At 68.6% G+C, this 24,214-nt stretch carries 25 protein-coding genes; 14 read left to right on the plus strand and 11 right to left on the minus strand.

Annotated elements, in window-relative coordinates; all coding sequences use genetic code 11:
* Nucleotides 1-2: 2 nt before the first annotated feature.
* Complete coding sequence (locus ACM1PE_RS13635) at nt 3-1,181, minus strand: MFS transporter (protein ID WP_059380133.1); 1,179 nt, start codon at nt 1,179-1,181, stop codon at nt 3-5.
* A gap of 107 nt (nt 1,182-1,288) precedes the next feature.
* Here ACM1PE_RS13635 and ACM1PE_RS13640 point away from each other — a divergent pair, with 107 nt between their 5' ends.
* Nucleotides 1,289-2,227, plus strand: a complete 939-nt coding sequence (locus ACM1PE_RS13640; RefSeq protein WP_419343575.1) for a LysR family transcriptional regulator — start codon at nt 1,289-1,291, stop codon at nt 2,225-2,227.
* Here ACM1PE_RS13640 and ACM1PE_RS13645 read toward each other — a convergent pair.
* Nucleotides 2,194-2,985 (minus strand): DUF169 domain-containing protein, encoded by a 792-nt coding sequence (locus ACM1PE_RS13645; RefSeq protein WP_059380135.1) that lies wholly within the window; start codon nt 2,983-2,985, stop codon nt 2,194-2,196. The two genes, ACM1PE_RS13640 and ACM1PE_RS13645, sit on opposite strands and share 34 nt — an antisense overlap.
* 175 nt (nt 2,986-3,160) lie before the next feature.
* Between ACM1PE_RS13645 and ACM1PE_RS13650 the strand changes: the two genes are divergently transcribed.
* Entirely contained in the window at nt 3,161-3,910 is a 750-nt protein-coding gene (locus tag ACM1PE_RS13650; RefSeq protein ID WP_054456432.1) for an SDR family oxidoreductase, read from the plus strand.
* Nucleotides 3,911-3,958: 48 nt separating this feature from the next.
* Here the strand turns inward: ACM1PE_RS13650 and ACM1PE_RS13655 are convergent, their stop codons facing one another.
* Both ACM1PE_RS13655 and ACM1PE_RS13660 read right to left on the minus strand, forming a co-directional pair.
* The gene (locus ACM1PE_RS13655) at nt 3,959-4,738 is read right to left on the minus strand and encodes a DNA alkylation repair protein (RefSeq protein WP_419343578.1); all 780 of its coding nucleotides are present in this window, start codon (nt 4,736-4,738) and stop codon (nt 3,959-3,961) included.
* Nucleotides 4,735-5,265: a MarR family winged helix-turn-helix transcriptional regulator gene (locus ACM1PE_RS13660; protein ID WP_419343579.1), complete on the minus strand. Its 531-nt coding sequence runs from the start codon at nt 5,263-5,265 to the stop codon at nt 4,735-4,737. The genes ACM1PE_RS13655 and ACM1PE_RS13660 overlap by 4 nt, the downstream gene beginning before the upstream one ends.
* A 126-nt stretch (nt 5,266-5,391) precedes the next feature.
* Between ACM1PE_RS13660 and ACM1PE_RS13665 the strand changes: the two genes are divergently transcribed.
* Both ACM1PE_RS13665 and ACM1PE_RS13670 read left to right on the plus strand, forming a co-directional pair.
* Complete coding sequence (locus tag ACM1PE_RS13665; protein ID WP_059380138.1) at nt 5,392-5,907, plus strand: GNAT family N-acetyltransferase; 516 nt, start codon at nt 5,392-5,394, stop codon at nt 5,905-5,907.
* A 39-nt stretch (nt 5,908-5,946) separates the two neighbouring features.
* Nucleotides 5,947-6,405 (plus strand): bleomycin resistance protein, encoded by a 459-nt coding sequence (locus ACM1PE_RS13670; RefSeq protein ID WP_059380139.1) that lies wholly within the window; start codon nt 5,947-5,949, stop codon nt 6,403-6,405.
* 43 nt (nt 6,406-6,448) lie between these two features.
* Here the strand turns inward: ACM1PE_RS13670 and ACM1PE_RS13675 are convergent, their stop codons facing one another.
* The 3 genes from ACM1PE_RS13675 to ACM1PE_RS13685 all read right to left on the minus strand — a co-directional run bounded on the left by ACM1PE_RS13675 (nt 6,449) and on the right by ACM1PE_RS13685 (nt 10,256).
* Complete coding sequence (locus ACM1PE_RS13675) at nt 6,449-8,431, minus strand: TRAP transporter large permease (protein WP_419343581.1); 1,983 nt, start codon at nt 8,429-8,431, stop codon at nt 6,449-6,451.
* Nucleotides 8,428-9,051 carry a TRAP transporter small permease subunit gene (locus ACM1PE_RS13680; protein ID WP_059380141.1) on the minus strand — a complete coding sequence of 208 codons (624 nt, stop codon included), beginning with the start codon at nt 9,049-9,051 and terminating at the stop codon, nt 8,428-8,430. Before ACM1PE_RS13680 ends, ACM1PE_RS13675 begins: the two co-directional genes overlap by 4 nt.
* A gap of 80 nt (nt 9,052-9,131) precedes the next feature.
* Nucleotides 9,132-10,256 carry a TRAP transporter substrate-binding protein gene (locus tag ACM1PE_RS13685; protein ID WP_059380142.1) on the minus strand — a complete coding sequence of 375 codons (1,125 nt, stop codon included), beginning with the start codon at nt 10,254-10,256 and terminating at the stop codon, nt 9,132-9,134.
* 264 nt (nt 10,257-10,520) lie between these two features.
* Between ACM1PE_RS13685 and ACM1PE_RS13690 the strand changes: the two genes are divergently transcribed.
* On the plus strand, nt 10,521-11,258 hold the full coding sequence (locus ACM1PE_RS13690) for a hypothetical protein (RefSeq protein WP_280016865.1): 738 nt from the start codon (nt 10,521-10,523) through the stop codon (nt 11,256-11,258).
* Here the strand turns inward: ACM1PE_RS13690 and ACM1PE_RS13695 are convergent.
* The 4 genes from ACM1PE_RS13695 to ACM1PE_RS13710 form a co-directional block, all read right to left on the minus strand.
* Nucleotides 11,245-11,910 (minus strand): glutaminyl-peptide cyclotransferase, encoded by a 666-nt coding sequence (locus ACM1PE_RS13695; protein ID WP_251879782.1) that lies wholly within the window; start codon nt 11,908-11,910, stop codon nt 11,245-11,247. The two genes, ACM1PE_RS13690 and ACM1PE_RS13695, sit on opposite strands and share 14 nt — an antisense overlap.
* Nucleotides 11,911-11,945: 35 nt before the next feature.
* The gene (locus tag ACM1PE_RS13700; protein WP_419343582.1) at nt 11,946-13,175 is read right to left on the minus strand and encodes a helix-turn-helix domain-containing protein; all 1,230 of its coding nucleotides are present in this window, start codon (nt 13,173-13,175) and stop codon (nt 11,946-11,948) included.
* Between the two features lie 111 nt (nt 13,176-13,286).
* Nucleotides 13,287-14,675 carry an ATP-binding protein gene (locus tag ACM1PE_RS13705; protein WP_419343584.1) on the minus strand — a complete coding sequence of 463 codons (1,389 nt, stop codon included), beginning with the start codon at nt 14,673-14,675 and terminating at the stop codon, nt 13,287-13,289.
* Nucleotides 14,672-15,334 (minus strand): response regulator transcription factor, encoded by a 663-nt coding sequence (locus ACM1PE_RS13710; RefSeq protein ID WP_059379509.1) that lies wholly within the window; start codon nt 15,332-15,334, stop codon nt 14,672-14,674. The genes ACM1PE_RS13705 and ACM1PE_RS13710 overlap by 4 nt, the downstream gene beginning before the upstream one ends.
* 139 nt (nt 15,335-15,473) lie before the next feature.
* Between ACM1PE_RS13710 and ACM1PE_RS13715 the strand changes: the two genes are divergently transcribed.
* The 9 genes from ACM1PE_RS13715 to ACM1PE_RS13755 all read left to right on the plus strand — a co-directional run bounded on the left by ACM1PE_RS13715 (nt 15,474) and on the right by ACM1PE_RS13755 (nt 24,155).
* On the plus strand, nt 15,474-15,611 hold the full coding sequence (locus ACM1PE_RS13715) for a hypothetical protein (RefSeq protein ID WP_251879778.1): 138 nt from the start codon (nt 15,474-15,476) through the stop codon (nt 15,609-15,611).
* The gene (locus tag ACM1PE_RS13720; protein ID WP_419343586.1) at nt 15,608-16,549 is read left to right on the plus strand and encodes a LysR substrate-binding domain-containing protein; all 942 of its coding nucleotides are present in this window, start codon (nt 15,608-15,610) and stop codon (nt 16,547-16,549) included. Before ACM1PE_RS13715 ends, ACM1PE_RS13720 begins: the two co-directional genes overlap by 4 nt.
* Nucleotides 16,550-16,678: 129 nt before the next feature.
* Nucleotides 16,679-17,512, plus strand: coding sequence for a DUF3348 domain-containing protein (locus ACM1PE_RS13725; RefSeq protein ID WP_419343587.1), 834 nt, complete (start codon nt 16,679-16,681; stop codon nt 17,510-17,512).
* A 10-nt stretch (nt 17,513-17,522) separates the two neighbouring features.
* A complete protein-coding gene (locus ACM1PE_RS13730) occupies nt 17,523-20,426 on the plus strand; it encodes a DUF802 domain-containing protein (protein ID WP_419343588.1) in 2,904 nt (967 codons plus the stop codon).
* On the plus strand, nt 20,423-21,073 hold the full coding sequence (locus ACM1PE_RS13735; protein WP_059373067.1) for an OmpA family protein: 651 nt from the start codon (nt 20,423-20,425) through the stop codon (nt 21,071-21,073). The genes ACM1PE_RS13730 and ACM1PE_RS13735 overlap by 4 nt, the downstream gene beginning before the upstream one ends.
* Nucleotides 21,063-21,713: a DUF2894 domain-containing protein gene (locus tag ACM1PE_RS13740; protein ID WP_059373069.1), complete on the plus strand. Its 651-nt coding sequence runs from the start codon at nt 21,063-21,065 to the stop codon at nt 21,711-21,713. The genes ACM1PE_RS13735 and ACM1PE_RS13740 overlap by 11 nt, the downstream gene beginning before the upstream one ends.
* 80 nt (nt 21,714-21,793) lie before the next feature.
* Nucleotides 21,794-22,039 carry a ParD-like family protein gene (locus tag ACM1PE_RS13745; RefSeq protein WP_054456412.1) on the plus strand — a complete coding sequence of 82 codons (246 nt, stop codon included), beginning with the start codon at nt 21,794-21,796 and terminating at the stop codon, nt 22,037-22,039.
* Nucleotides 22,040-22,831, plus strand: a complete 792-nt coding sequence (map, locus tag ACM1PE_RS13750) for a type I methionyl aminopeptidase (protein WP_419343590.1) — start codon at nt 22,040-22,042, stop codon at nt 22,829-22,831.
* A gap of 103 nt (nt 22,832-22,934) precedes the next feature.
* Entirely contained in the window at nt 22,935-24,155 is a 1,221-nt protein-coding gene (locus ACM1PE_RS13755) for an MFS transporter (protein ID WP_059373071.1), read from the plus strand.
* Nucleotides 24,156-24,214 lie beyond the last annotated feature (59 nt).

The following is a 24,214-nucleotide window of genomic DNA, read 5'->3' on the forward strand; positions in this document are numbered from 1 at the left end:
GCCTACATCCCCGGACCTTTGAGGCGCCGCAAGCGCCACGCCAGAAACACCCCGCCCAATCCGGCGGCCGCGACGATAAGCGACGCCACCGACCAGCCGTAGCGGTCGATCGCGCCGCCCACCGCCACCGGGCCGATCACCTGCCCCAGGCCGCTGCCCTGCATCACCAGCCCCACCGAAGCCGGCGTCAGCGCCGGCCGCGGCGCCAGCAACGGCGCCGTGCCCAGCAGCGTGGCCGGTATCAGTCCGCCCACGGCCGAGAACAGCACGCACAGCAGGAAGGTGGGCATGGCCGGCAGCACCGAGCGGAAGATCAGCAGCGCCACCGCGCCCATGACCAGGCTGGCGCAGGCGATCAGGGTGGAACGCCGCCAACCGCGCGCCAGCAGCACGCCCGCGCCCAGGTTGCCGACCACGTTGGCGGCGCTGGCGATGGCGCTGTACAGGCCGGCGGTCGCCAGCGGCAGGCCCAGCTGTTCGGTCAGCAGCACGGGCAAGAACGTGAACAGCGCGAAGAACATCAGGCTGTAAAGCGTGAACGACAGCGCCAGCAGGCGCGGACCGGGCGCGCCCATGGTATCGGCCGTGTCCTGCCGCAAGCCCCGCCACGACAGGCTGGCGCCGCCCGGCGTGGCCGGCGCCAGCGCCGCCACGCACACCATGGCCACCAGCACCGCCGCGCCCGCGCACCACCAATAGGCCTGCCAGCCGCTGAAGGCCTGCGAGGCCAGCATCGCAATCGCCATCCCGGCCGGCATGTAACAGCTCCACAGCGCGAAGGCGAAATCGCGGGTGGAGGCCGACACCATGCGTTGCAGGGCCGCGGGTCCGGCCACGGTAATCATCAGAAAGCCCAGCCCCTCCACCACCCGCGAGACCAGCAGGACGCTGTAGGCGGTCGCCATGGCGCCCATCACGGAGCCTACCGCCGTCGCCGCCAGGCCCGCCAGCAGCATGCGCCGCGCGCCGTAGCGGTTGATGACCCCGCCCGCGGCAATGCCGCCGACCAGGCCCAGGATCGAGAACACCGCGGCCAGCGCCCCGATGGAGGCCAGATCCAGCCCCATGTCCTTGCGCAGCAAGGGCGCGGCGATGATGACCTTGCCCACTTGCAGCGCCGCAACCACCCCAGCCCCCACGATGGCCAGCACCGCCGACCAGCGCGTTCCTTCCTTGCCCATCCTTGTCTCCCTTGTTCTACGACCCAGCCAGGATGCCAGCGCAAACCGATCCTGGTAAGTGATAATCTTTTGATGGAATTGATCGATTGGATAGATCAGCCGGCAGAATGATAGACGCCCTGACCCTGGACCAGTTGCGCGTATTCGCCGCCGTGGCCGACGCCGGCAGTTTCCGCGCGGCCGCGCGCCGCCTGGCGCGCGTGCAATCGGCCGTCAGCCACGCCATCGCCAACATGGAAGCGCAGCTGGGCGTGACCCTGTTCGACCGTAGCGGCCACCGGCCCGTGATGACGCCGCAAGGCGCGGCCCTGCTGGTCAACGCCCGCGACATCCTGCTGCGCGTGGACGCCATGCGCGCCCGCGCCCAGGGCCTGGGCGAAGGCGTGGAGCTGGAGCTGTCGCTGGCGGTGGACACGCTGTTTCCGATCGCAGACGTAGGCGCCGCCCTGAACGCCCTGCGCGCGGCCTACCCGTCCGTCGCCGTCCGCGTTTCCGTGCTGCCTCTGGGCGGTCCGGTGGAAGCCCTGCTGACGCGCAGCCATACGCTGGCCATCGTCGCGGGCGACCATTTTCGCCATCCGCGCGTCGTGATGCAGGCGCTGTCGTCCGTACAGATGGTGGCGGTGGTCGGCGCCGGGCATGCGCTGGCGCAGCGCGTCGCCGCCGACATGCCACTGGGCCCGGCCGAACTCGCCGACCATGTGCAGATCGTGCAGATGGACCCTTCCTCCCTGACCCAGGGCCGGGACTTCGCGGTGCTGTCGCCGCAGACTTGCCGCGTCAGCGGCCAGGACACCAAGCATGCGCTGATCCTGGCGGGCGTGGGCTGGGGCCGGCTGCCCTACTGGGAGGTGGAGCGCGACCTGGCCGAAGGCCGGTTGCTGCGCCTGCCGACCGACAGCCTGGGGCGCGGCAGCCAGGTGGTCAGCGAAACCTATCTGGCGCACCGCATCGACCAGCCGCTGGGACCGGCCGCCCGCGTGCTGGCGGGCGCCTTGCGCGCCGCCGTCCATCAGGGCTTGGACGACGCGGGCGCACGCGCGTAGCTGACGCCCATGCCGGCGCGCACGTCGTTCTGGATGCCGTAGGGCGGAATCGGGTAGCGCAGGCCATTCGCCGACAACGCCTTCATGCCCTCGATGGCGATGGGCAGGTAGCGCGGCGGCAAGGCCATCAGCATTTCCTCGTCGGGCACGCCGCCGTAGCGGCGCTCGGCGTAACAGGGCAAGGACAGGCTGGGCTCGCCGGTGGCGAGCGCGCGGCCCCAGGAGTCGGCACAGGCCGTTTCGCCAACCACGCTCCAGTCGAAGCGCCGGTAGTTCTTCCATTGCAGGCCATTGATGAGGATGATCATCTGGCCCGGCGTGGCGTAGATCAGGCAGATGTCCGGCGGGTCCAGCCGGCCCGCCGCCAGCGGCGACGCCACCAGCCCGCGGTACTTGCCCGCCGGCACACAGGACAGCGCCTCCTGGCGCGCCTGGGCGTCTTCCTGCGTGGCGTGCCAGACGCCCACGTAATCTTCGCCGCGCTTCCAGGCCTCGTCCTGCGGCCCCAGGCCGACCACGGCGCGGCATTGCGCGCCGACCAGGTCGTCGCCCGTGATCCCCACCGTCCAGCCCAGCCTGGCGGCCATGCCCACGATCTGGTCGGTGGTGTGCGTGGCTTGCGGACGCCGCAGGCCCTTGACCGCGGCCATGTCGTCTTCACGCTCGTAGAGCTTCATGCCGATGACCGTGGTCTTCAGGCGCAGCAGTTTGTTCAGGTCATCGACCAGCGATGCCCAGTTCAGTGTCGTCTCTTCCATGCCCGTCCCTTGGACTGTTTTGTGCGCGGACTTTGCCGCATTGCCGCAGATTGATCGCGGTCAGCAATGACTATAACGAATCGCCCGCCGGGCCCCTGATTGATCTATCGTGGATGGCGGCAAACCCGCCCGCCGCAAACGCGCAGGACACACCCCGGCTTCCAAGGAGCCCGACATGAACCGTTTCGAACAGAAGACCGTCCTGATCACCGGCGGCACCAGCGGCATCGGTCTGGCCGCCGCCCAGGCCTTCGCCGCCGAAGGCGCCCGTGTTGTCGTCACCGGCCGCGACGCCGCAGTGCTCAAGCAGGTGCGCGCCAGCCTGGGCTCGCATGCGCTGGCGCTGCGCAACGACGCCGGCGCCCCCGGCGCGCCCGCTGCGCTGGCGGCCGAACTGCGCCAGGCCGGCATCCGCCTGGACGCCGTCTTCATCAACGCCGGCGTGGCCCGCTTCGCGCCGCTGGCCGAAGCCACCGAAGCGCTCTGGGACCAGACCTTCTCGACCAACGTCAAGGGCGCCTTCTTCCAGTTGCAGGCGCTGGATCCGCTGCTCAACCCGGGCGCGTCCATCGTGCTCAACGGCTCGATCAACGCCCGCATCGGCATGCCCGCCTCGTCGATCTATGCCGCCAGCAAGGCCGCGCTGATTTCGCTGGCCAAGACCTTGTCGGCCGAACTGCTGCCGCGCGGCATACGCGTTAACGTCATCAGCCCCGGGCCGGTCGCCACGCCGATCTACGACAAGCTGGGTCTGGATGCGGCGGCGCTGGAGAAGACCGCCGCCAGCATCCGCGCCCAGGTGCCGCTGGGACGCTTCGGCACGCCGCAGGAAATCGCCTCCACCGTGCTGCACCTGGCCTCGCCCGAGTCCGCCTTCATCGTGGGCACGGAGATCATCGCGGACGGGGGCATGAGCCAGCTGTAGTCGCTGGCCGGCCAGGGTTGGCGCAAGCGCACCTGCCGATACCCGCGGCTAGGCGCCGATGGAACGCAGCGCGCGCTTGCAAATCCGCTGCGTCGCCTCGGCCGGCCTGCCCTTGGACCAGCGCGCGCAGACCTCCCGCACCCAGTCCGGCTGGTCCTTGCTGGCGTCGTTCAGCCAGTTCGCCACCGAGTCCTGCACATAGACGGCCGGATCGGCCCGCAGCGGCTCCAGCAGCGGCAACGCGCGGCCGGGATCGGCCTTCAAGGCCGCGATATGCGCGCACCAGACCCCACGCGGCCGCAGCGATTCACTGGCGAACCGGCGCACGCGTTCGGACGCATCCGCGGTCCAGGGCCGCAGCAGTTCCACTGCAGCGGTCAGTTCCGCCGCCAGTTGCGGACGCAGCGCCAACCAGGCCCATTCCCTTACGCCGAAATGCGCGTCATCGGCCAGCGGCCGGATCAACGCCAGCCGCTGCTCCAAGCTCAGGTCCGGCATTGCGCCGACCATGAAGCAGGCCCATCCCCGGATGGTATCCGAGCGGTGATCGCGCAGTTGCTCGAAAGCGTCCGCACCCAGGCCGTCCAGCAGCGTCCGCGCCGCCACGGCCATGCGCTTGGAGATTCCCGTCGCAGCCTGCGCGCGCAGAACGGCGATGGCTTCGGCGCCGACCTGCGGCGCGGCTGCCTGCATCAATTCGGCAAAGTCCACCGCCAGGCATTCGGTCAGGTTGCGCGCCGGCTCGCCCGCGTTCAACTGCGTCAGGCGTTCGGCGCTGATGTCCTTCACGCCCCGGCCCGTCGGCGCAGCAGCTGCTTTCTTGGTCATTGCGTGGTCTCCCTTCGCGCGGCCCGGCCCGCGTCGGTTCCCTGCCAGATCTTGCCCAGCAGCGCGCGCAAGCTGGCCCGGTCCGCCGGGCCCAAGCTCGCGAACAAGGCGCCTATCCAGTCCGTATGCGTCTTGAACAGCTGCGCGGCCTCGGCCCGCCCCTTGGCGCTCAGCTTCACCACGATCTTGCGCCGGTCGTCCTTGCCCGCGCGGCGCGAGACGAAACCATCGCGCTCCAGGCCGTCCAGCAGGCCGGTGACCGTGGCCCGCGTGACACCCGCGCCATCGGCCAGCTCGTGCGGCGACATGCCGTCGGCCTGCTCGTGCAGCAGGAACAGCAGCACGAACTTCCCCTCCGACAACTGGCGCGGCGCCAGCCGGGCAGCGCAATCGCGGTCGATGGCGTTAGCCAGCGACAGCAGCTGAAAGCAAAGGGCTATGCCGTCGGCCGACGCCAGGCCGCGCCTGGCGGCGACGTCAAGCAGCGCGCGGTGCTTGGGTTCAAGCATGTGTTGTGGGTCTTGCATGAGTAAACCAGCCCTGGTGATTCTCGATGTCATTATAGTAAGGCGCCTAACTATATCTACGCAAGACGGATCGATGGCTTCGAACCGCTATCATCCTGGCTATCTCAGCGATCAGTGACTGAATCCATGCCCTTGCCTTCCCGCGTGACCCTGCGCCGCATGCAGGAAGATGACATCCCCATGCTGCTAGCCATGGAGTCCGATCCCGAGGTCATGCGCTACAGCACCGGCGTCAAACCTGCAGACGAAGCGCGGCGGCAGGAGCTGCTGGCATGGCTGCGCGAACCGCTGACCAGGCTTGGCCACTGGGCAATCACAGTAGACGGCGCCGCCGTGGGCTGGGTGAGTCTGGTCCCTTTGGCTGGCACGGACAGCATCCAGCTTGCCTATCGGCTGCAACGCGCGGCTTGGGGAAAGGGATATGCGAGCCAGGCAGCGAAGCAGTTGTGCGAGTACGCCTGGCGCGAGACGGAAGTCTCCGAACTGGTCGCGGTGGTCTGGCCCGACAACCAAGCCTCCGTACGTGTCCTGGAAAAGCTCGGGTTTGCGTTCCGGTCGCGCGAATGCCACTACGACCGCGAAACCATCGTCTATACACTGCCGCGTCCTGCCGCTGGATCCGACCGATTCCCGCGGCCTTGATCCCCGCCCTCCTGCGCGCCATTCCTGCAGATATACGCCATGACCTATCCCGTCCTTCCCGCCTCCGAATTCTTCGCCGCCCGCGTCGTGCCCGAACTGCTGGTGTCGGACATCCACAAAAGCCTGCACTTCTGGTGCGGGCTTTGCGGGTTCTCGATAGCCTACGACCGCCCGGAAGACCGTTTCGCCTACCTGGACAAGAACGGCTCCCAGGTCATGCTTGAGGAATACGGCCACGGCAGGAACTGGATCACCGGCCCGCTGGAATCGCCCCTGGGACGCGGAATCAATCTGCAGATCGAGGTGCCCGCGATCATGCCGATCGTCGATGCCTTGCGCGTCGCCGGCTGGCCGCTGTACATGCAGCCCGAGGAAAAGTGGTATCGCGCCGGAACCACGGAGGTGGGCGTGCACCAGTTCCTGGTGCAGGATCCGGACGGTTATCTCATCCGCTATTCGGCGGGCCTGGGCCGGCGCGACATTCAGGCAGAGGGCTGAAGCAAGGCGGCACGGGAGGCGGCGCGCCGGCCGCCCCCGCCTTTTACCGGTATAGCACCGTCGGCAGCCACAGGCCGATGCCCGGGAACACGTACAGCAGGAAGATCGCCACCACCTGGATCCCCATGAACGGCATCATGCCCAGGAAGATCTGGTTCAGCGTCACGTGCGGCGGCGACACGCCCTTCAGGTAGAACGCCGACATGGCGACCGGGGGCGACAGGAAGGCCGTCTGCAGGTTCAGCGCGACCAACAGGCCGAAGAACAGCGGGTCGATGCCGAAGGTGTTGAGCAGCGGCACGAAGATGGGCATGAAGATCACGATGATCTCGGTCCACTCCAGCGGCCAGCCCAGCAGGAAGATGATGACCTGCGCCAGCAGCAGGAACTGCAGTTGCGACAATCCCAGCGACAGCACCCATTCCTCGATGATGCGCTGTCCGCCCAGCAGCGCGAACGCCGCCGAGAAGATCGATGAGCCGACGAACAGCCAGCACACCATGGCGCTGGTCTTGGCCGTCAGGTACACCGATTCGCGCAGCACCGGCAGGTTCAGCCGCCGGTACGCCAGCGCCAGCAGCGCGCCGCCCATGGCGCCCATGGCCGCGGCCTCGCTGGGCGTGGCCAGGCCGAAGGCGATGGAGCCCAGCACCGCCGCGATCATCACGGCCAGCGGAAAGAACGACGCCATCAGCATCTTGAAGATTTCCATGCGCGCCCAGGTCAGCATCGCATAGAACGCCACCAGGATGGCCGCGCATATGGCCGCGAAGATCCAGAAGCCCTGGGGCGCGGCGATACTCTCGTCGGCGGATGCCGACGCCTGCGCGGCGGCCGTCCCGGATGCGGCCGCTGGCGCCGCGGCGGGCGTGCCCGGCGGCTCGGCCAGGCCGCCGGCCGCGGGCGGCTCGTTCGAAGGCGGCTCCGCCAACTCGTTCGCAGGCGGTTCGGCCAATTCGTTCGAAGGCGGTTCGGCCAATTCGTTCGAAGGCGGCTCGCTCAGGCCCGAATCGAATCCCCCCGACCCAAGCTGCAATTCGGCGGGGATCTCGTATACCACCGCCGGCCGCGTCGTCGCCTGGTAGACCACGGCCACCAGCAGCACCGTAACCGCCAGCGGCGCAATCGCCAGCGCCATGTTGCGCATCAGGAAGCCCAGCGGCACGTCCTTGTTGCGGCGTCCCTTGAACAAGGCCGCCAGCATGCCGGACACGGCGCGCGTGTAGCCTCCGGAGGCCAGCGCCGCGGATTCCGGGGACAACGGCACGCCGCGCTCTTCCTTGGGCAGGGGCGGCGCCATGTCGGGGCGCAGCTTGGCCACGATGATCACGTAGATCATGTACAGCACCGCCAGCATGATGCCCGGGAACAGCGCGCCGGCATACAGCTGCACCACCGACACGCCGGTGGTCGCGCCGTACACGATCAGCATCACGGAAGGCGGCAGCAGGATGCCCAGGCAGCCGCCCGCCGTAATCGACCCGGCTGTCAGGCGCACGCTGTAGCCGGCCTTCAGCATGGCCGGCATCGCCAGCAAGCCCATCAACGTGACCACGGCGCCCACGATGCCCGTGGCGGTGGCGAAGATGGCGCAGGTCGCCAGCGTGGCCACCGCCAGCGCGCCCGGCAGGCGCGCCAGCGCCAGGTGCATGGAGCGGAACAGCTTTTCGATCAGGTTGGCGCGTTCGACCAGATAGCCCATGAACACGAACAGCGGGATCGAAATCAGCGAGTCGTTGGTCATCGTGGCGTAGGTCCGCTGCACCATCAGGTCCAGCGTCTGCCCGACCGAACGCGCCGCGTCCGAACTCTGCATGTAGTACGCCAGGAAGGTGAACAACACCCCCATGCCCATCAGCGTGAACGCCGTCGGAAAGCCCAGCATGATGGCGACCACGATAAGCGCCAGCATCAAGAGGCCGATATGCCCCGTGGTCAGATGGTCCCAGGGCGTCAGGAACACGATCATCAGCAGCACCAGGCCGATGCACGACAGGCCGAACCACAGCGCCTTGTGGATCTTCATGAGCGCGGCTCCCCGGTGGTGACGTAGCGGTCCAGCTTGGCGATGTCTTCGTCCTTCACATGCACCATCTTCTTGAGCTTGTCGACGTCCACTTCCTCGACGTCCTCCTCGCGCGAGGGCCAGGCGCCGCGCTTCAGGCACAGTACGCAGCGCAACACTTCCGCCACGCCCTGCACCAGCAGCACCGCGCCGGCTATCGGGATGAAGGCCTTGAAGGGATAGATGGGCGGCCCGTTGGCCATCAGCGACGAATGCTCGCGGATGGCGATGGAGTAGCCGGCGTAGTACCAGCCCGCCCACACCAGCGCGATCACGCCGGGGAAGAAGAACACGATGTACAGGATCAGGTCCAGCGCCGCCTGCACGCGCGGCGGCAGGAAGCCGTACAGGATGTCTCCGCGCACGTGTCCGTTCTTGGCCAGGGTATAGGCCCCCGCCATCATGAACAGGATGCCGTAATACATCATCTGCATGTCGAACGCCCAGGCGCTGGGCTGGTTCCACAGGTAGCGCGCGGCCACCTCCCAACACACATGCAAGGTCAGGACTACGATCAACCAGGCAAAGGCCTGCCCGACAAACGTGGAGATGCGGTCTATGAAACGTATGATTCGGATCATCTCGCTTCCAGGTCAAGACGCATGGCGTCCCGCCGCGCGCCGGGGTGCGGCGCGCGACGCGGAATACAGGTAGCGGCCCTTCAAGCCTGTTTGGTGGAGCGCGAGAAGTAGTGGTTGTAGGCCATGCGGAAGTTGACCGAGGTGTCCCCGTGCCAGCGCCCGACGCGCTCGGCGAAGGCCCGCTGCGATTCCAGCACCTTCTTGAACAAGGGGTTTTCGGCCGAGCGCTTGGCGATCATCTCGTCCCAGATCTTCAGCTGCTGCTGCAGGATGGCGTCGGGCGTCTTGTAGAACTTGACGTTGTGGTCCTTCTGCAGCTTGACGTAGTCCTGCGAATAGCGGTTTGCCGCCTTCCAGGACATGTCCGCGCTGGAGGCCTGCGCGGCATAGCTGAGGATGTGCTTCAGGTGCTCCGGCAGCGCGTCGTACTTGGCCTTGTTGAACAGGATTTCGAACTGCTCCGCGCTTTGGTGGAAGCTCTGCAGCATGCAGATCTTGGAGACGTCCTGGAAGCCCAGGGCCAGATCCGACGAAGCGTTGTTGAACTCCGCCCCGTCCAGCAGGCCGCGGTCCAGCGCGGGCACGATTTCCCCGCCGGGCAACGCGTTCACGGCGGCACCCATGGCCGTGTACATGTCGATGGCCAGGCCCACGGTGCGGAACTTGAGGCCCTTGACCTCCTCCATCTTTGTGATAGGACGTTTGAACCATCCGAAAGGCTGAGTCGGCATCGGCCCGTACATCAGCGACACCACGTTCACGCCCATGGCTTTCTGGATCTCGACCAGCAGCTCCTTGCCGCCGCCGTACTCGTGCCAGGCCAGCAGCATGTTGGCATCCATGCCGAAGGACGGCCCCGATCCCCACAGCGCCACCGCCGTGTTCTTGCCGTACCAGTAAGCGACCACCCCATGCCCGCCATCCAGCGTGCCGGCGGACACCGCGTCCAGCAGGTCGAAGGCCTTGACCACGGCGCCAGCCGGCAGGATCTCGATCTTCAACTGGCCGCCGGCCATGTCGTTGACCTTCTGCGCATAGTCGCGGGCGAACTCGTGGAAGATGTCGTTGGCGGGCCAGGTGCTCTGGAAGCGCAGGGAAACCGGGGCGTTCTGCGCGCGGGCCACTGCCGGAAATCCTAGTGCGGCGGCCCCGGCGACAGCGGCGCCGGAGATGAACTTGCGGCGGGGCTTGGTAACGTGTTGCATGGCGTCTTGTCTCCTGAATTAGGACTACATGGACCAGCTTGTAGTTACTACTCCTGCGTGGGCGCGGGATGGTGAAGCCTGCTGCGGGATCCCGCCGGCGCGATTGCGGACGATGCGCAAAGCGTGAGCCTGATTAAACCTTTCTGACTAATCGCTGACAATCAGCTTCTTGTCAGGAATTACCCTAGAAATGCGGATTAGGTCTTTTGGATGATGGACAGTGCACGCGTTACCATCTCGGCACTGTCATCAGCAGGGGTAGGAATGAACCAGAAGCAGCGCGCCGTCAACCGCCGCCGGATGCCACGCAAGGCCTGGGCCTTGGGCCTGATCATCGCTGGCGCCGCGGGTTTTTATGCATGGTGGCAATCGCCGCTGGGCCCGGGCCTGACCGAAGGCAAGATGCGCAAGATCCTGGTCGAGGCCACGGCGCAACCGGAATATGCGCCGGTCGGCGCCTGCGTCAACGTCGTGGGCGTGCGGCCCTTGCCCACCGATGTCTACACCGCGTTCCTGGAAAGCCAGGACAGGATCGTGCAGGGGTTGATCAAGCATCAGCTGGTCACGGTCAAGCGCGTCAGCGCCAGCGGCGACGGCGGGCCGCCGCGAGCGGACGAGGATCCGGAGGACGCGAGCAGCCGCATGGAGCTGACGGATAAAGGCCGGCCCTACTACACCGATGGCGAGGCCCGCCTCAGCTCCAAGCTGGTCTATACCGCGAAGTTCTGCGCCCCCGGCCTGCAGATCGGCAAGATCCTCACCCATACCAAGCCGCTCAAGAATCCATTCGACGACAACCCCAACCTGGTCTCGGCGGTGAAGTTCGAGTGGCGGCTGGACCGCAGCACTGCGGATTGGGCGGCGGATCCCGCCTTCCGTCCGTATCTATCCGGCTTTGCGCCGGAGGACCAGCCGGACGAATGGCAGACCGAGTACATCATGCTGGAACGGAAAAACGGCGTGTGGGAACTGGGAGACAGGCCCTACATCATCCGTTGGTGACCGCCGTATCGTCGGCCTTGGCTGGCGGACGGCGCACCGCCCTCAGCTTGCCGCTGTCGCCGCCGCCGCAGAAAAAGCAGCCGGCGCCATCCGATTCCAGCCCCGACACGCCGATGCCGGCCGGCATCTCCACGCTTTGCAGCACTTCGCCGGTCTTTTCGTCCAGCTGCCGCAGATCGCTGGCGCCGTCCTCCCAGGTGCCGTGCCACAGCTGGCCGTCCACCCAGGTCACGCCGGTGACGTAGCGGTTGGATTCGATGGTGCGCAGCACGCGGCCGGTTTCGGGATCCACCTGGTGGATCTTGCGCTGGCGGTACTCGGCCACCCACAGGCTGCCTTCGGCCCAGGCCATGCCCGAGGCGCCGCCGCCGCCGGGCGCTGGGATGCGGCTCAGCACCCGGCCGCTCCGCGGTTCCAGCTTGACGATGGTGCCGTCGGAGATTTGATAGAGATGCTTGCCGTCAAAGGCCGTGCCCGCGTCGGCGACGATGTCGATCGAGGCTTGGGTGCTGCCGCTATCCGGGTCCATGGCAATCAGCTTTTCGCCGGCGGCGAACCACACCTGCCGGCCGTCATAGGTCACGCCATGCACGGCCTGCACGCCGGGAAATGGGCCGTACTCGCGGATGATCTGGGCTTGCGTTCGTTTCATGTCGATGTCCTTGAACTGGAGTTCGAGCATTCATGCTAGTCGGCGGCCAGCGCGGCCGGGAGTAACAAGGTTGTCGTGAATCCCGGCACCGGCGGCGTCATCCAGCGGCGGGACCGGCCCTGTCCGCAAGCCTGCACCTTGCCCGCCACGGCCAATGCGTCCAACGTACGCTGCACCGTGCGCTGGCTTGCCCCCAACGCCAGGGCCAGGGCGGAACTGGACCAGGCTTCGCCGTCCGCCAGGCAGGCCAGCACCGCTCCCTGATCCCTGTCGCCTTCGCCGCCAGGCTGGGCCAATAGCGCGACCGGCCGGCCGGCCTGCGGTTTGAGGACGAAACCGCCGCGCGCGGCGCTGATACCGGCCACACCGTCCAAGGCCGCGCGCAGGCGCCCAATCTCGACGCGCAGGCGCGCGCGGTGCGTTTCATCGAAATAGGCGGTGCGGAAGGCCTGCTCGATGAGCGTTTCCCTGGGCGCGGGCTGCGGCCAGGCTTCGGCCAGGACACGCGCCAGCGCGAACAGCACCGGCCGGCTCGCCAGCGCAATCTCGCGGCCCGCGCTGCGCACCGCGTGGCGGCAGCCGTCCACGACCAGCGTGTCGGATGCCAGCAGCGCCTCCACTTCATCCAGCAGAATGGGCCGCTGCACGCCCTGCCCGATCAGGCGCGCGGCTGGCGTATTCAGGACCAGGGTGGCCTGTTCCACCTCGGCCATCAGCGCGGGGATGCCGGCGACGCGGGCCGCCAGCTCCGCCTGGGTCAGCGCGGCGCGCGCGCGCTCGGTGCGCAGGCGCCGCAAGGCAATACCGGCAGCTATCAATTCATGGATGGCGCGGGAAGCCGGGGCCAGCAAGGCCGGGTCCAGCGTGGTCAGGGCGTCCTCGGCCCGGTCGAGCTGGCCAAGCAGCAGTTCGCGCCGGGCCTGCAGATGACGCGCATGCGCGGCATTGGCCGGGTCGCCGTGGGCTTGCAGCGCAGCGCGCGCGGTCTCCAGGGCCTTTTCCGGCCAGGCCAGATCGCGCGATACCAGGGCGATCTCGGCCTCGGCCACGACGCATCGGGAGCGGGCCAGCACATTCTTGTGATCGAAGTTCCGGGCCGCGCTGCGCAGCAAGGTCCGGGCGCGGCGGAAATCGCCCAGCTGGGCCATGGCGATGCCGCGCAGGGCCAGCGCGGGCGCGTCGTCGCGCAGGGCCACAAGGTTCAGGGCGCCCAGCGGATTGCCGGCGGCCAGCGCGCGCGCGGCCGAGGTGATCAGAACATCCATGGAACTCCCGCCACTGACGCTGCTCCCGCAGTCCGCTTACCGGGAACTAATCTACCATCCGGCGGCGATTCGCAGCGTAGTCGGGGCAGCCGGCTTCACGGCTGGCGGGATTCAGGCGCGCGGCGCCCCTGCCGCGGCAGTTCCCCCGACCGCAGGCGGGAAACACACTGTCAGCGCCACGCCCGCGCCGCGCAGGCCCTCGCCCAGCGTGACCTCGGCGCCGTGCTGCTGCGCGATCTGCGCCACCAGCGACAGGCCGATGCCGCTGCCGCCCGCGGCGCTGCCCGGGGCGCGATAGAAACGGTCGAACACGCGCGCGCGTTCCTCCGGGGCGATGCCCGGCCCATCGTCCGCCACGCGCAGACAGGCTCCGCCGTCCGCCGACGGTCCGCAGGACACGGCGATCTGGCCGCCGCTCTGCGTATAGCGCACGGCATTGTCCAGCAGGTTGCGCACCAGCACGCCCAGCGCGTCCAGCCGCCCCCGGACGACGCAGGCCTGCACGTCCAGCTGGATGCGCAGCTGCTTGCGGGTGGCGTCGGTTTCCCAGTCGCGCACCAGCATGGCGACCAGCGCGTCCAGTTCGACCAGTTCCGGTTCATCGGCGCTGGCGCTGAGCGCATCCATGCGGGCCTGGTCCAGCAATTGTTCCGACAGGCGCGAGGTGCGCTGGGCGACCAGGCGCAGTTTCTCGATGGCGGCCGGGGCGTCTCCCGAACCCGCGCTGCGGGCCACCAGCTCCGCGTGCGCGCTCAGCGCGGCCAGCGGGGTGCGCAGCTCGTGCGCGGCATCTTCCAGAAAACGCCGTTCGCGGTCCAACCCGCCCTTGACCCGCAGCAGCAGCTGGTTGATCGAGCGTATGAAGGGACGCAGTTCGCCCGGCATGCCGGCCATGGGCAGCGGCGCCAGGTCAAACGGACCGCGCCGCGCAATGGCCACGCCGGCACGGTCCACCTTGCGGAAGGCGCGGCCGACCACCATCCAGCTCACCACGGCCAACAGCACGAACAGAATAGACACGATGAGCAGTCCGCGCTTCAAGCTGTACAGCGACTGCGCGCGCAATTCGCTCTGCGGCCGCGCCACCTGCACCTGCACCCGCCCCTGCGCGTCGGAGATCGCGTACACGCGCCAGTCCATGCCGTCGGCGCTCACGTCGAAATAACCGTCCTGGAAGCCGCCGCTCAAGGGCTGCGCGGGCGACTCGGGCGAGCGCAGCAGCAGCCGGCGGTCGGCCAGCGACCACAGGTGGAAACGCACCTTGTCGCCGTCGACACGGCTGGATGCGGGCGGGGTAAAACGCTCGGACGGGGCCTCGTTGCCCAGCAGGCTGACCGGCAGCGACGCCAGCATCTGGCTGGCCGCGTCGTGCAGCCATTGATCGCGCGCGCCGGTCTGCGAGCGCGCGGCTTCGTACTGCTGGAAGGCGAACACCGCGATCCAGGACAGCGCCATCGTCAACAGCAGCGTCAGCGTGAGCTGCTTGCGCAGCGTCTTCATTCGCCGGCCTCGATGCGGTAGCCCAGGCCGTGGACGGTGGCGATGAGCTTGTCGCCCAGCTTGCGGCGCAACTGGTGGATATAGACGGCCACCGTGTTGCTTTCGATGGCGCCGCTGTCGCCGTAGACGGCGGCCTCCAGCTGTTCGCGGCTGACGGTGTGGCCGACGCGCTCCATCAGGGCCAGCAGCGTGCGGTATTCATGCGCGCTGAGGCTGACCTCGACGCCCGCGCGGGTCACCGCCCGCCTGGCCGGCTCCAGCACCACGTCGCGGCAGCGCAGCGCCGAGACCACGGCGTTGCTGCTGCGCCGGACCACGGCGCGCAGCCGCGCCAGCAGTTCGTCCAGTTGGAATGGCTTGACGATGTAGTCGTCGGCGCCGGCATCCAGGCCCTGTATCCGCTCGCTTAGCCGGTCGCGGGCGGTCAGGATCAGCACCGGCGTGGCATCGTAGCGCGTACGCAGATGCTTCAGGACCGCCAGTCCGCTGCCGTCCGGCAGCCCCAGGTCCAGCAGCACGGCTTGAAAGCCGTGATCCACCAGGGCCAGCCGCGCCTGCGCGACGTCGCGCACCCATTGCACGTCGGCGCCGGACTGCGCCAGGCTGGTGTGCACGGCGTCGCCCAGCATGGCGTCGTCTTCAACTAGCAGGACACGCAAGAAAACTCCAGAACCGTCAACGATGCCGCAGCATGCAGGCATCGCTTTAAAAAATTATTAAAACCCCATGCCGACAATGCGCTCCTATGACGGGGAACTGGACCCCGGCCCGCCGAAAAAACGCATGGGAAGCAACGGAATGAAGCAACACATTTTAGCAAGCGGCCCCCTGACGGCCGGCGCGCTGCCCGCCGCGAGCGGCGCGCTGGCCAGCCAGGGCCGTCCGGACTTCATCAGCGCGCCAGCGCGCCTGGCCGCAGGGGAGGCACGCCCATGAAACGCCTGCAAGGCATGGAACTGTTCGCCGAAGTGGCGAAGGCGCATAGCTTCAGCCGGGCCGCCGCGACGCTCGGCATGCCCACCTCCACGGTGTCGCGCCAGGTGGCCGAACTGGAGCGCTCGGTCGGCCTGCGGCTGCTCAGCCGCAACACGCGCCGCGTGGAGCTGACCGACGCCGGGCGGCTGTATTTCGAACGCTGCCGCCGCATCGTGGCCGAGGCCGAGATCGCCCACGAGGAACTGCGCGAACAGCTGGAAATCCCCAGCGGGCCGCTGCGCATCCAGCTGCCCGCGGCCTATGCGCTGGACGCCTTGATGCCCGCCATGGTGGCGTTCGGCAGCCGCTACCCGGCTATCCAGCTCCAGATGAGCGTGGCCGGACCCGAGTTCGCCGAGCACCCGCCCGAGATCGGCGACGTCGCCATCCGCCTGGGCGAACTGCCCGACTCGTCGCTGGTGGCGCGCCGCCTGGGCGCGGTGCATGCCGGCCTGTATGCCTCGCCCGCCTACCTGGCCGCGCGCGGCACGCCTGTCAGCCCCGCCGACCTGGCGCGCCACGACTGCATCGGGCTGCGCGCCGGCGGCGGGCAGCCCGCGCCCTGGCCGCTGCAGCGCGGGCGTGAACAGTTGCTGGTTCCGGTGGAGCACCGCTACGGCGCCAACGACGCCTGCATGGCCAGGCAGCTTGCCGTGTTGGGCGCCGGCATCGCGGCGCTGGGCGGCGACGAAAGCGGCCGGCTGCGCTCGGGCGAGCTGGCGCGCGTGCTGCCGGTCTGGAGCCTGGGACCGATCGAGGTCCATGCCCTGACTGAAACCCGCTTGCTGCCAGCCCGGACCCGGTACCTCATCGATTTTCTGGCCGAATACCTGGACGCCCGGCAGGACAACCCGGCGCATGGCTTGGCGCCAGAACTCCGGATCCGCCGGGTGGCATAACCCCGTCACAATATTGCATCCGCAGATGATGCGACCCTCTTTTTTCCGGCGGCACGCCCTTGCCGCCCGCCCCCTGCCCCTGACGCCGCCCTCCACCGTGTAAACTCCCCCCTTTTTGACTCTGGTGGTATGTTGCAGGCCCCACAGCGCACAGGTTTAAGCGGCCCGACGCTCATTCGCTTGCTGACTCGCCTGACGGATGTCGACGTTCCGCAATCCAGGCAATCGCTCTCGGACCATCTGAGCCAGTGGCTCGGCTGGACGGATGCGATCGCGCTCTCCGCGGCGCTGAATACCAGCCCGCCGGTGATCGCCCCCGGCGCGCGCATGTTCAGCAGCGCCGAAGAGCGCGAGTGCGAACGCGTGCGGACCACGTTGGCCGACGCCATCGCCAGCGACACCGCGGCCACGGCCGCCAAGCGGCGCACGCCGGGACACGCGCCGGCCCCCGCCAAACAACTGGCGGCGCTGGCCGAGGCCGACGCCGATTACGCGAATTTTCGCCAGCGCTATCTGTCGTTGCAGCACACGATGGAAACCGCGGTGGGCAATCTGCGCAGCCGGCTGCGCGGCATGGTCGCGGCCAAAAACGGCGAAATGACGCGCCTGGCGGTGGTCGACGCCATCATGGACCGCGCCCTGCTGCCCAAGGAACGCGCGCTGTTCGGCGCGATTCCGAAGTTGCTGCAGGGCCATTTCGAGCGCCTGCGCGACGCGGAGGCCGCGGCCTTGGCCGAGGCTGCCGCATTGGCTGAAGTTCCAGCCGAGGCCGGCGCCGAGACCGAGGCGCAAGGCGATGCCGCGGCCGAGACGGGCGCGGCGCCCGCTGCGGCGCCGGCATCGATAACGCCGGGCGCCTGGCTGGACACGTTCCGCAAAGACATGCGCAGCGTGCTGCTGGCCGAATTGGATGTTCGTTTACAACCGGTCGAAGGGCTGCTTGCCACCCTTCGCGCCAGCTAACCGGGACACTATGTCCAAATATCTGACTAATCTCGTGGTTTTCTTGGCGGGTCTGGCCGTCGTGGGCTGGATCGGCGTGGGCTATGCGGGCACCAACCCGCTGGCGCTGGCCGTGACCTTGCTGATAGGCGTCTGTTACCTGGGAGGCGCGCTGGAACTGCTGCGCTACCAGCAGGCGACGTCCTCGTTGACGCGCGCGCTCTCGGGCCTGTCCGAAGCGCCCGGCAATCTGGGATCCTGGCTGGACCAGTTGCCGCCGGGCCTGCGCAACGCCGCGCGCCTGCGCATCGAAGGTGAGCGCGCGGGCCTGCCTGGCCCGGCGCTGACGCCATACCTGGTCGGCCTGCTGGTGCTGCTGGGCATGCTGGGGACCTTCCTGGGCATGGTCGTGACCCTGCGCGGCACCGGCCTGGCGCTGGAAAGCGCCACCGACCTGGCCGCCATCCGCGCCTCGCTCGCCGCGCCGGTCAAGGGCCTGGGCTTTGCCTTCGGCACCTCGATCGCCGGCGTGGCCAGCTCCGCCATGCTGGGTCTGCTGGCAGCCCTGTGCCGCCGCGACCGCGTGCGCGCGGCGCAACTGCTGGACAGCAAGGCCGCAACCACCCTGCGCGTGTACTCGCAGGGCTATCAACGCGAAGAATCCTTCAAGCTGCTGCAACGCCAGGCTGAAGTGATGCAGCGCCAGGCGGAGGCCATGCCCACCCTGGTCGACAAGCTGCAAGCCATGATGAGCGACATGGCCCGCCAGAACCAGGCCCTGAGCGACCGCCACATGGCCAGCCAGGACGCGTTCCAGGGCAAGGCCGAGGCCGCCTATTCGCGCCTGGCCGCCGTCATGGAACAGTCCATGAAGGAAAGCGTGTCGCAAAGCGCGCGCTCGGCCGGCGCCGCCCTGCAACCCGTGGTGGAAGCGACGATGGCCAGCCTGTCGCGCGAAACCGCGTCCCTGCAGGACACCGTGACGCAAGCCGTGCAGCGCCAGCTGGAAGGCCTGACCTCGGGCTTCCAGGCCACCACCAGCAACGTCGCCGGCATCTGGAACCAGGCCCTGGCCGGCCAGCAGCGCGCCAGCGAGGCCCTGTCGCAGGACCTGCGCGCCTCGCTCGACCACTTCGCCCAGACCTTCGAACAGCGCTCGGCCGCCCTGCTGGACAGCGTGTCCTCGCGCCTGGAGGAATCGTCGGGCAGCATGTCGCAAGCCTGGACCCAGGCGCTGTCGCGCCAGGAGCAGGCCAGCGAAAAGCTGGCTGGCGACAATCTGCAGGCCCTGACCGCGGCCGCGGCCAGCTTCGAGCAGCATTCGGCCTCGCTCTTGCGCACGCTGAACCAATCGCACACCCTGCTGCAGTCCGAGCTGGCCTCGCGCGACCAGCAGCGCCTGGCCGCCTGGACCGACACCCTGGGCGCCATGGGCGCCACGCTGCGCCAGGAATGGGAGCAGTCCGGCGCGCAGGCCGCCGAACGCCAGGAAGCCATCAGCGCCACGCTGGCGCAGACCGTGCGCGACATCACCGCGCAGGCGGAAGTCCAGGCGCGGCTGCTGGAAGGCGTGTCCACCCGCATGGAGGCGGCCGCCAACGGCGTCTCGCAGCAATGGGCCAGCGCCCTGGCGCGCCAGGAACAGGCCGGCGAAAAGCTGGCTGGCGACAACCGCGAGGCCCTGGCCGCCGCGGCCGCCACCTTCAAACAGCATTCCGCGGCCCTGCTGCAGACGCTGGACCAGTCGCACACGCAACTGCAGGCCGCGCTAGCCTCGCGCGACCAGGAACGCCTGGCCGCCTGGACCGGCACGCTTACCGCCATGGCCGCCAAGCTCGGCCAGGAATGGGAACAGGCCGGCACCCAGGCCGCGCTGCGCCAGCTGGAAGTCAACGACACCCTGGCCCAGACCGCGCGCGACATCACGACCCAGACCCAGGCCCAGGCCGGCCTGCTGGAAAGCGTATCGGCCCGCCTGGAAACGGCCGCCACCGGCGTCACCCAGGCCTGGACCGAGGCGCAGGCGCGCCAGGAGCAGGCCAACGCCAAGCTGGCCGGCGACAACCAGCAGGCGCTGGAAACCGCCGCCGCGGCATTCGAACAACACTCCGCCGCCCTGCTGCAAACGCTGGAGCAATCGCAGACGGACCTGCAGAACGCGCTCGCCGCCGAGGACGAAGCGCGCCTGGAAGCCTGGACCGGCAAGCTCGGCACGATCGCCGAGTCGCTGCGCGCCGAATGGGAACAGACCAGTTCCTACACGGCCAACCAGCAGCAGCAGATCTGCGACACGCTGGCCATCACGGCGCAGGACATCAGCGCGCAGACGCAGGCGTCCGCCAACGACACCATCGCCGAGATCGGCCGCCTGGTGCAGGCCGCGTCCGAAGCGCCGCGCGCCGCCGCCGAAGTCATCGGCGAACTGCGCCAGAAGCTCTCCGACAGCATGGAGCGCGACAACGACATGCTGGAGGAACGCAACCGCCTGCTGGAAACCTTGGGCACCCTGCTGGACGCCGTCAACCACACCGCCGCCGAACAGCGCACGGCCGTGGACGCGCTGGTGTCCTCGTCGGCAGAGCTGCTGGACCGCGTCGGCACGCAGTTCACCGAACAGGCGCAGGCCGAAACCGGCAAGCTGGCCGAGGTGGCCGCGCAGGTCGCCAGCGGCGCGGCCGAAGTGGCCAGCCTGGGCGAGTCCTTCGGCACTGCCGTGCAGCTCTTCGGCGAGTCCAACGACAAGCTGGTGGCGCACCTGCAGCGCATCGAAGCGGCGCTGGACAAGTCCATCGCGCGCGGCGACGAGCAGCTCGCCTACTACGTGGCGCAGGCCCGTGAAGTGGTGGACCTGAGCATGGTGTCGCAGAAGCAGATCATCGAGAACCTGCAGCAGCTGGCCATCCAGCGCGCGACGGCCGGGGCGGAAGCGGCATGAGCGAGGACATCGACGGCGGCGTGGAGCCCACAGTCCCGGCCTGGGCCGTCTTCGGCGACCTGATGTCGGTGCTGCTGGGCGCCTTCGTCCTGATCCTGGTGAGCGTCGTCGCGGTCCAGCTGCAGCTGTCCACCCAGCTGGAGGAAGAGGTCAAGCAGCGCCAGGTCGAAACCCAGCGCCGCGAAACCCTGGAGCAGGCGCTGGCGGGTCCGCTGGCCGCCGGCCGTGTGACCCTGATCGACGGCCGCATCGGCATCAGCGGCAGCGTCCTGTTCGCCCTGAACTCCGACCAGTTGCAGCCCGAGGGCCGTGAAGTCCTGAAAAGCCTGATCGAACCCTTGTCGGCCTATCTGAAGTCGCACAACGAGATCCTGATGGTCAGCGGCTATACCGACGACCAGCAGGTGCGCGAAGGCAACCGGCGCTTTGCCGACAACTGGGACCTGTCCGCGCAGCGCGCCTTGACCGTGACGCGCGCGCTGATCGACGAGGGCGTGCCTTCGTCGGCCGTGTTCGCCGCCGCCTTCGGTTCGGAACAGCCGGTGGCCTCGAACGCGGATGAGGACGGCCGGTCCAAGAACCGCCGGGTCGAAATCGCGCCCATTCCCAAGCCCTCCAGCGACGCCGGGACCTTGCATGGCCAGTGACGGCACCCGCGGCGAGATCATCGACGCCCGCGCCATGCTGGACGCCTGGCGCGAGGCCGGCGCCGACCGCGTGGCTCCCGTCCGCTTCCAGTTCATGGACGCGCTGCAACGGCGCGCAGCCGCCCAAGGCGGCGAAGCCCGCAGGCTGCTGGACGGCAAGCTGGCGGCGCTGATCCAGGCCTACGAGGCCGAGCTGGACGGCGCGCCCGCGGATGCGGCCGAACACGTCTCGGCGCCTGCTGCCGGCATCCCGGAACCCGGACCGCTGGCGGCGCTGACCGCGTACATCGCCGATCCCGGCCCCGACGCGCGCGGCGCCGCCGACCTGCGCGCTTCCTACCCCGAACTGCAAACGCTGGAATACTTCCGCGGCGTCTGGTCGCGGGTCAGCGCCGACCGCCAGGTGCGGCAGTCCCAGGAGCAGGTGCACAAGAACGCCGGCCCGCTCAACTCCAACCAGCTGGTGCACCGCGCGCTGTCGCTGATGCGCGAGGTGTCGCCCGGCTATCTGCAGCAGTTCCTGTCGTACACCGACGCGCTGATGTGGATGGAGCAGGTACACGCCGCCATCGCGCCCCCGCCCAAGGAAGCCGCGCCCCGCGCCGGCGCCAAGAAGACGGCGCGCGGCAAGGGCCGCTAGCCCACCGCCGATTTGCGCCCTGCCGCCCATCGGCGGTAAGATACGATCCATATACAAACCATATATGGATCATTCACTCCATGGGCATCGTCAAGATCTCCGAGCAGATGCATGAGAACCTCCGCGTCGCCAGCGGCGCGCTCAGCCGCTCCATCAATTCCCAGGCCGAACACTGGATGCGCATCGGCATGCTGTCCGAGCTCTACCCCGAGCTGCGCCACGCCGACATTTGCCAATTGCTGATCCGCATCGAACAGGCCGAGGGCTTCGCCATCGCCTCCTTGTCCCAAGGCTTGCCACAGCCAGCCCAGCAGGAGGCCGCGTAAATGGCGAAGAAGGTTTCCATCAAGTCCGCCGCCGACATCGAAATGGCCCGCAAGGCCGGCGCCATGGCGGCGGAAGTGCTGCACATGATTGCCGAACACGTCCGCCCCGGCGTCACCACCGATGAGCTGGACCGCATCTGCCACGACTACATCGTCAACGTGCAGAAGGCGATACCCGCCAACGTCGGCTACCACGGCTTTCCCAAGACCATCTGCGCCTCGGCCAACCACGTGATCTGCCACGGCATCCCGTCCGCCAAGGTGCTGAAGAACGGCGACATCCTCAACATCGACGTGGCCGTGATCAAGGACGGCTGGTTCGGCGACACCAGCCGCATGTACTACGTGGGCCAGCCCAGCCCGCTGGCGCGGCGCCTGGTCAATACCACCTATGAAGCCATGCGCGCCGGCATCATGGCCGTCAAGCCCGGTGCGACGCTGGGCGACATCGGCCACGCCATCCAGACCGTGGCGCACCGCGAGCACTTCAGCATCGTGCGCGAGTACTGCGGCCACGGCATCGGCCAGATCTACCACGACGATCCGCAGGTGCTGCACTACGGCCGCCCCGGCGAAGGCATGGTGCTACAGCCTGGCATGATGTTCACCATCGAACCCATGATCAACGCCGGCAAGCCCCAGACCAAGCAGCAGCCCGACGGCTGGACCGTGGTCACCAAGGACCGCTCGCTGTCGGCGCAATGGGAGCACATGGTGGTCGTGACCGAGACCGGCTACGAAGTGCTGACGCCCTGGCCGGACGGCTTCGGCGACTATCCGCCCATCCCTTGATGCGGTGAGCTGAGGCGCCGCCTTGCCCATGGCAAGGAACGGAGTGCCGGCGGACAAGGGCACGATCATGATCGTGCCCTTGTCGTTTCCGCCGTCCGCCCCCATGTCCGCCCTGCCCTCAGCGTTCCGCCGCCTGGCCGCCTCCAACCTGGCCGCCCAATTCTCCGAACAGATGGCGCTGGCGGCCGCCCCGCTGGTCGCGGTGCTGGCGCTGGGCGCCAGCGCGGCCGAAACCGGCTATCTGCAAACCGCCCAGACCCTGCCCTTCCTGCTGCTGTCCCTGCCCGCCGGCGTGCTGGCCGACCGGATGTCCCGGCGCGCGCTGATGACCGCGGCGGAGTGCGTGCGCGCCGCCAGCCTGCTGGGCCTGCTGGCGCTGCTGGCCACGGGCGGGCTTGACCTGGGCTGGCTGGCCGCACTGGGATTCCTGGGCGCGGTCGGCACGGTCGCGTATAACGTCGCCGCGCCGGCGCTGGTGCCGCGGCTGGTCGCGCCCGCCGGACTGGCCAGCGCCAACCGCTGGCTGGAACTGGCCCGCAGCACCGCCTTTTCCGCAGGGCCAGCCGCCGGCGGCGCGCTGGTCGGCTGGATGGGCGCGCCCTCGGCCTATGTGCTGGCCACCGTGCTGTCGCTGCTGGCGGCCCTGCTGCTGGCCGGCCTGCCCCACGACACGCCCGGCCTCGCGCCGCGCCGCCGCCTGCTGGAGGAACTGCGCGAAGGCGCGGCGTTCGTCCTCACGCATCCGCTGCTGCGCCCGGTGCTGGTGACCGCCGTGTTCTTCAATACCGCGTGGTTCGTGCTGCAGGCCATCTATGTGGCCTACGCCATCGAACGGCTGGGCCTGTCGGCCGCGGCCGTCGGCCTGACGCTGGGCGTGTACGGCGGCGGCATGGTCGCCGGCGCCTTGCTGGCCCCCTGGCTGGCGCAGCGGCTGAGCTTCGGCGGCATGATCGCCGTGGGCCCGCTGGCCGCGCTGATCGCAAGCGCCATCCTGCTTTCCACGCTGGCATTCCCGTCCGGCGCATGGGCCGCGGCGGGCTTCTTCCTGTTCGGCGCGGGCCCCATACTCTGGACCATCACCACCACCACGCTGCGCCAGGCGATCACGCCCAACGCCCTGCTGGGCCGCGTGTCCGCCGTGATCCTGACCGCCACCTTCGGCGCCCGCCCGGTCGGCGCGCTGATCGGCGCCGCGCTTGCCGCCCGGGTCGGTGTCGAAGCCTGCCTGTGGGTATCGACCGCCGGCTTCGCAGTGCAATTCGTGGTGCTGTACACCTCGCCCGTGCTGCGCCTGCGCACCCAGCCCGAGGCCGGCGCCTATTGAGCGCTGTTGCGCACGCAAAACCGGCAATCTGTATCTGTGCGCGCCCGCCGGCGACCGCT

Origin of the sequence: Achromobacter sp. PD1, assembly GCF_048541815.1 — a bacterium.
Taxonomy (GTDB): Bacteria; Pseudomonadota; Gammaproteobacteria; order Burkholderiales; family Burkholderiaceae_B; genus Achromobacter; species Achromobacter bronchisepticus_A.

Coding starts and splice junctions, on each gene's coding strand:
- ACM1PE_RS13655 (WP_419343578.1), bottom strand. CDS start 4,738: ATGACCAAGAAAGCAGCTGCTGCGCCGACGGGCCGGGGCGTGAAGGAC.
- ACM1PE_RS13725 (WP_419343587.1), top strand. CDS start 16,679: ATGTTGCAGGCCCCACAGCGCACAGGTTTAAGCGGCCCGACGCTCATT.
- ACM1PE_RS13680 (WP_059380141.1), bottom strand. CDS start 9,051: ATGATCCGAATCATACGTTTCATAGACCGCATCTCCACGTTTGTCGGG.
- ACM1PE_RS13695 (WP_251879782.1), bottom strand. CDS start 11,910: ATGAAACGAACGCAAGCCCAGATCATCCGCGAGTACGGCCCATTTCCC.
- ACM1PE_RS13635 (WP_059380133.1), bottom strand. CDS start 1,181: ATGGGCAAGGAAGGAACGCGCTGGTCGGCGGTGCTGGCCATCGTGGGG.
- map (WP_419343590.1), top strand. CDS start 22,040: ATGGCGAAGAAGGTTTCCATCAAGTCCGCCGCCGACATCGAAATGGCC.
- ACM1PE_RS13720 (WP_419343586.1), top strand. CDS start 15,608: ATGAAACGCCTGCAAGGCATGGAACTGTTCGCCGAAGTGGCGAAGGCG.
- ACM1PE_RS13715 (WP_251879778.1), top strand. CDS start 15,474: ATGAAGCAACACATTTTAGCAAGCGGCCCCCTGACGGCCGGCGCGCTG.
- ACM1PE_RS13700 (WP_419343582.1), bottom strand. CDS start 13,175: ATGGATGTTCTGATCACCTCGGCCGCGCGCGCGCTGGCCGCCGGCAAT.
- ACM1PE_RS13705 (WP_419343584.1), bottom strand. CDS start 14,675: ATGAAGACGCTGCGCAAGCAGCTCACGCTGACGCTGCTGTTGACGATG.
- ACM1PE_RS13640 (WP_419343575.1), top strand. CDS start 1,289: ATGATAGACGCCCTGACCCTGGACCAGTTGCGCGTATTCGCCGCCGTG.
- ACM1PE_RS13645 (WP_059380135.1), bottom strand. CDS start 2,985: ATGGAAGAGACGACACTGAACTGGGCATCGCTGGTCGATGACCTGAAC.
- ACM1PE_RS13670 (WP_059380139.1), top strand. CDS start 5,947: ATGACCTATCCCGTCCTTCCCGCCTCCGAATTCTTCGCCGCCCGCGTC.
- ACM1PE_RS13690 (WP_280016865.1), top strand. CDS start 10,521: ATGAACCAGAAGCAGCGCGCCGTCAACCGCCGCCGGATGCCACGCAAG.
- ACM1PE_RS13745 (WP_054456412.1), top strand. CDS start 21,794: ATGGGCATCGTCAAGATCTCCGAGCAGATGCATGAGAACCTCCGCGTC.
- ACM1PE_RS13665 (WP_059380138.1), top strand. CDS start 5,392: ATGCCCTTGCCTTCCCGCGTGACCCTGCGCCGCATGCAGGAAGATGAC.
- ACM1PE_RS13685 (WP_059380142.1), bottom strand. CDS start 10,256: ATGCAACACGTTACCAAGCCCCGCCGCAAGTTCATCTCCGGCGCCGCT.
- ACM1PE_RS13730 (WP_419343588.1), top strand. CDS start 17,523: ATGTCCAAATATCTGACTAATCTCGTGGTTTTCTTGGCGGGTCTGGCC.
- ACM1PE_RS13675 (WP_419343581.1), bottom strand. CDS start 8,431: ATGAAGATCCACAAGGCGCTGTGGTTCGGCCTGTCGTGCATCGGCCTG.
- ACM1PE_RS13740 (WP_059373069.1), top strand. CDS start 21,063: ATGGCCAGTGACGGCACCCGCGGCGAGATCATCGACGCCCGCGCCATG.
- ACM1PE_RS13735 (WP_059373067.1), top strand. CDS start 20,423: ATGAGCGAGGACATCGACGGCGGCGTGGAGCCCACAGTCCCGGCCTGG.
- ACM1PE_RS13660 (WP_419343579.1), bottom strand. CDS start 5,265: ATGCAAGACCCACAACACATGCTTGAACCCAAGCACCGCGCGCTGCTT.
- ACM1PE_RS13650 (WP_054456432.1), top strand. CDS start 3,161: ATGAACCGTTTCGAACAGAAGACCGTCCTGATCACCGGCGGCACCAGC.
- ACM1PE_RS13755 (WP_059373071.1), top strand. CDS start 22,935: ATGTCCGCCCTGCCCTCAGCGTTCCGCCGCCTGGCCGCCTCCAACCTG.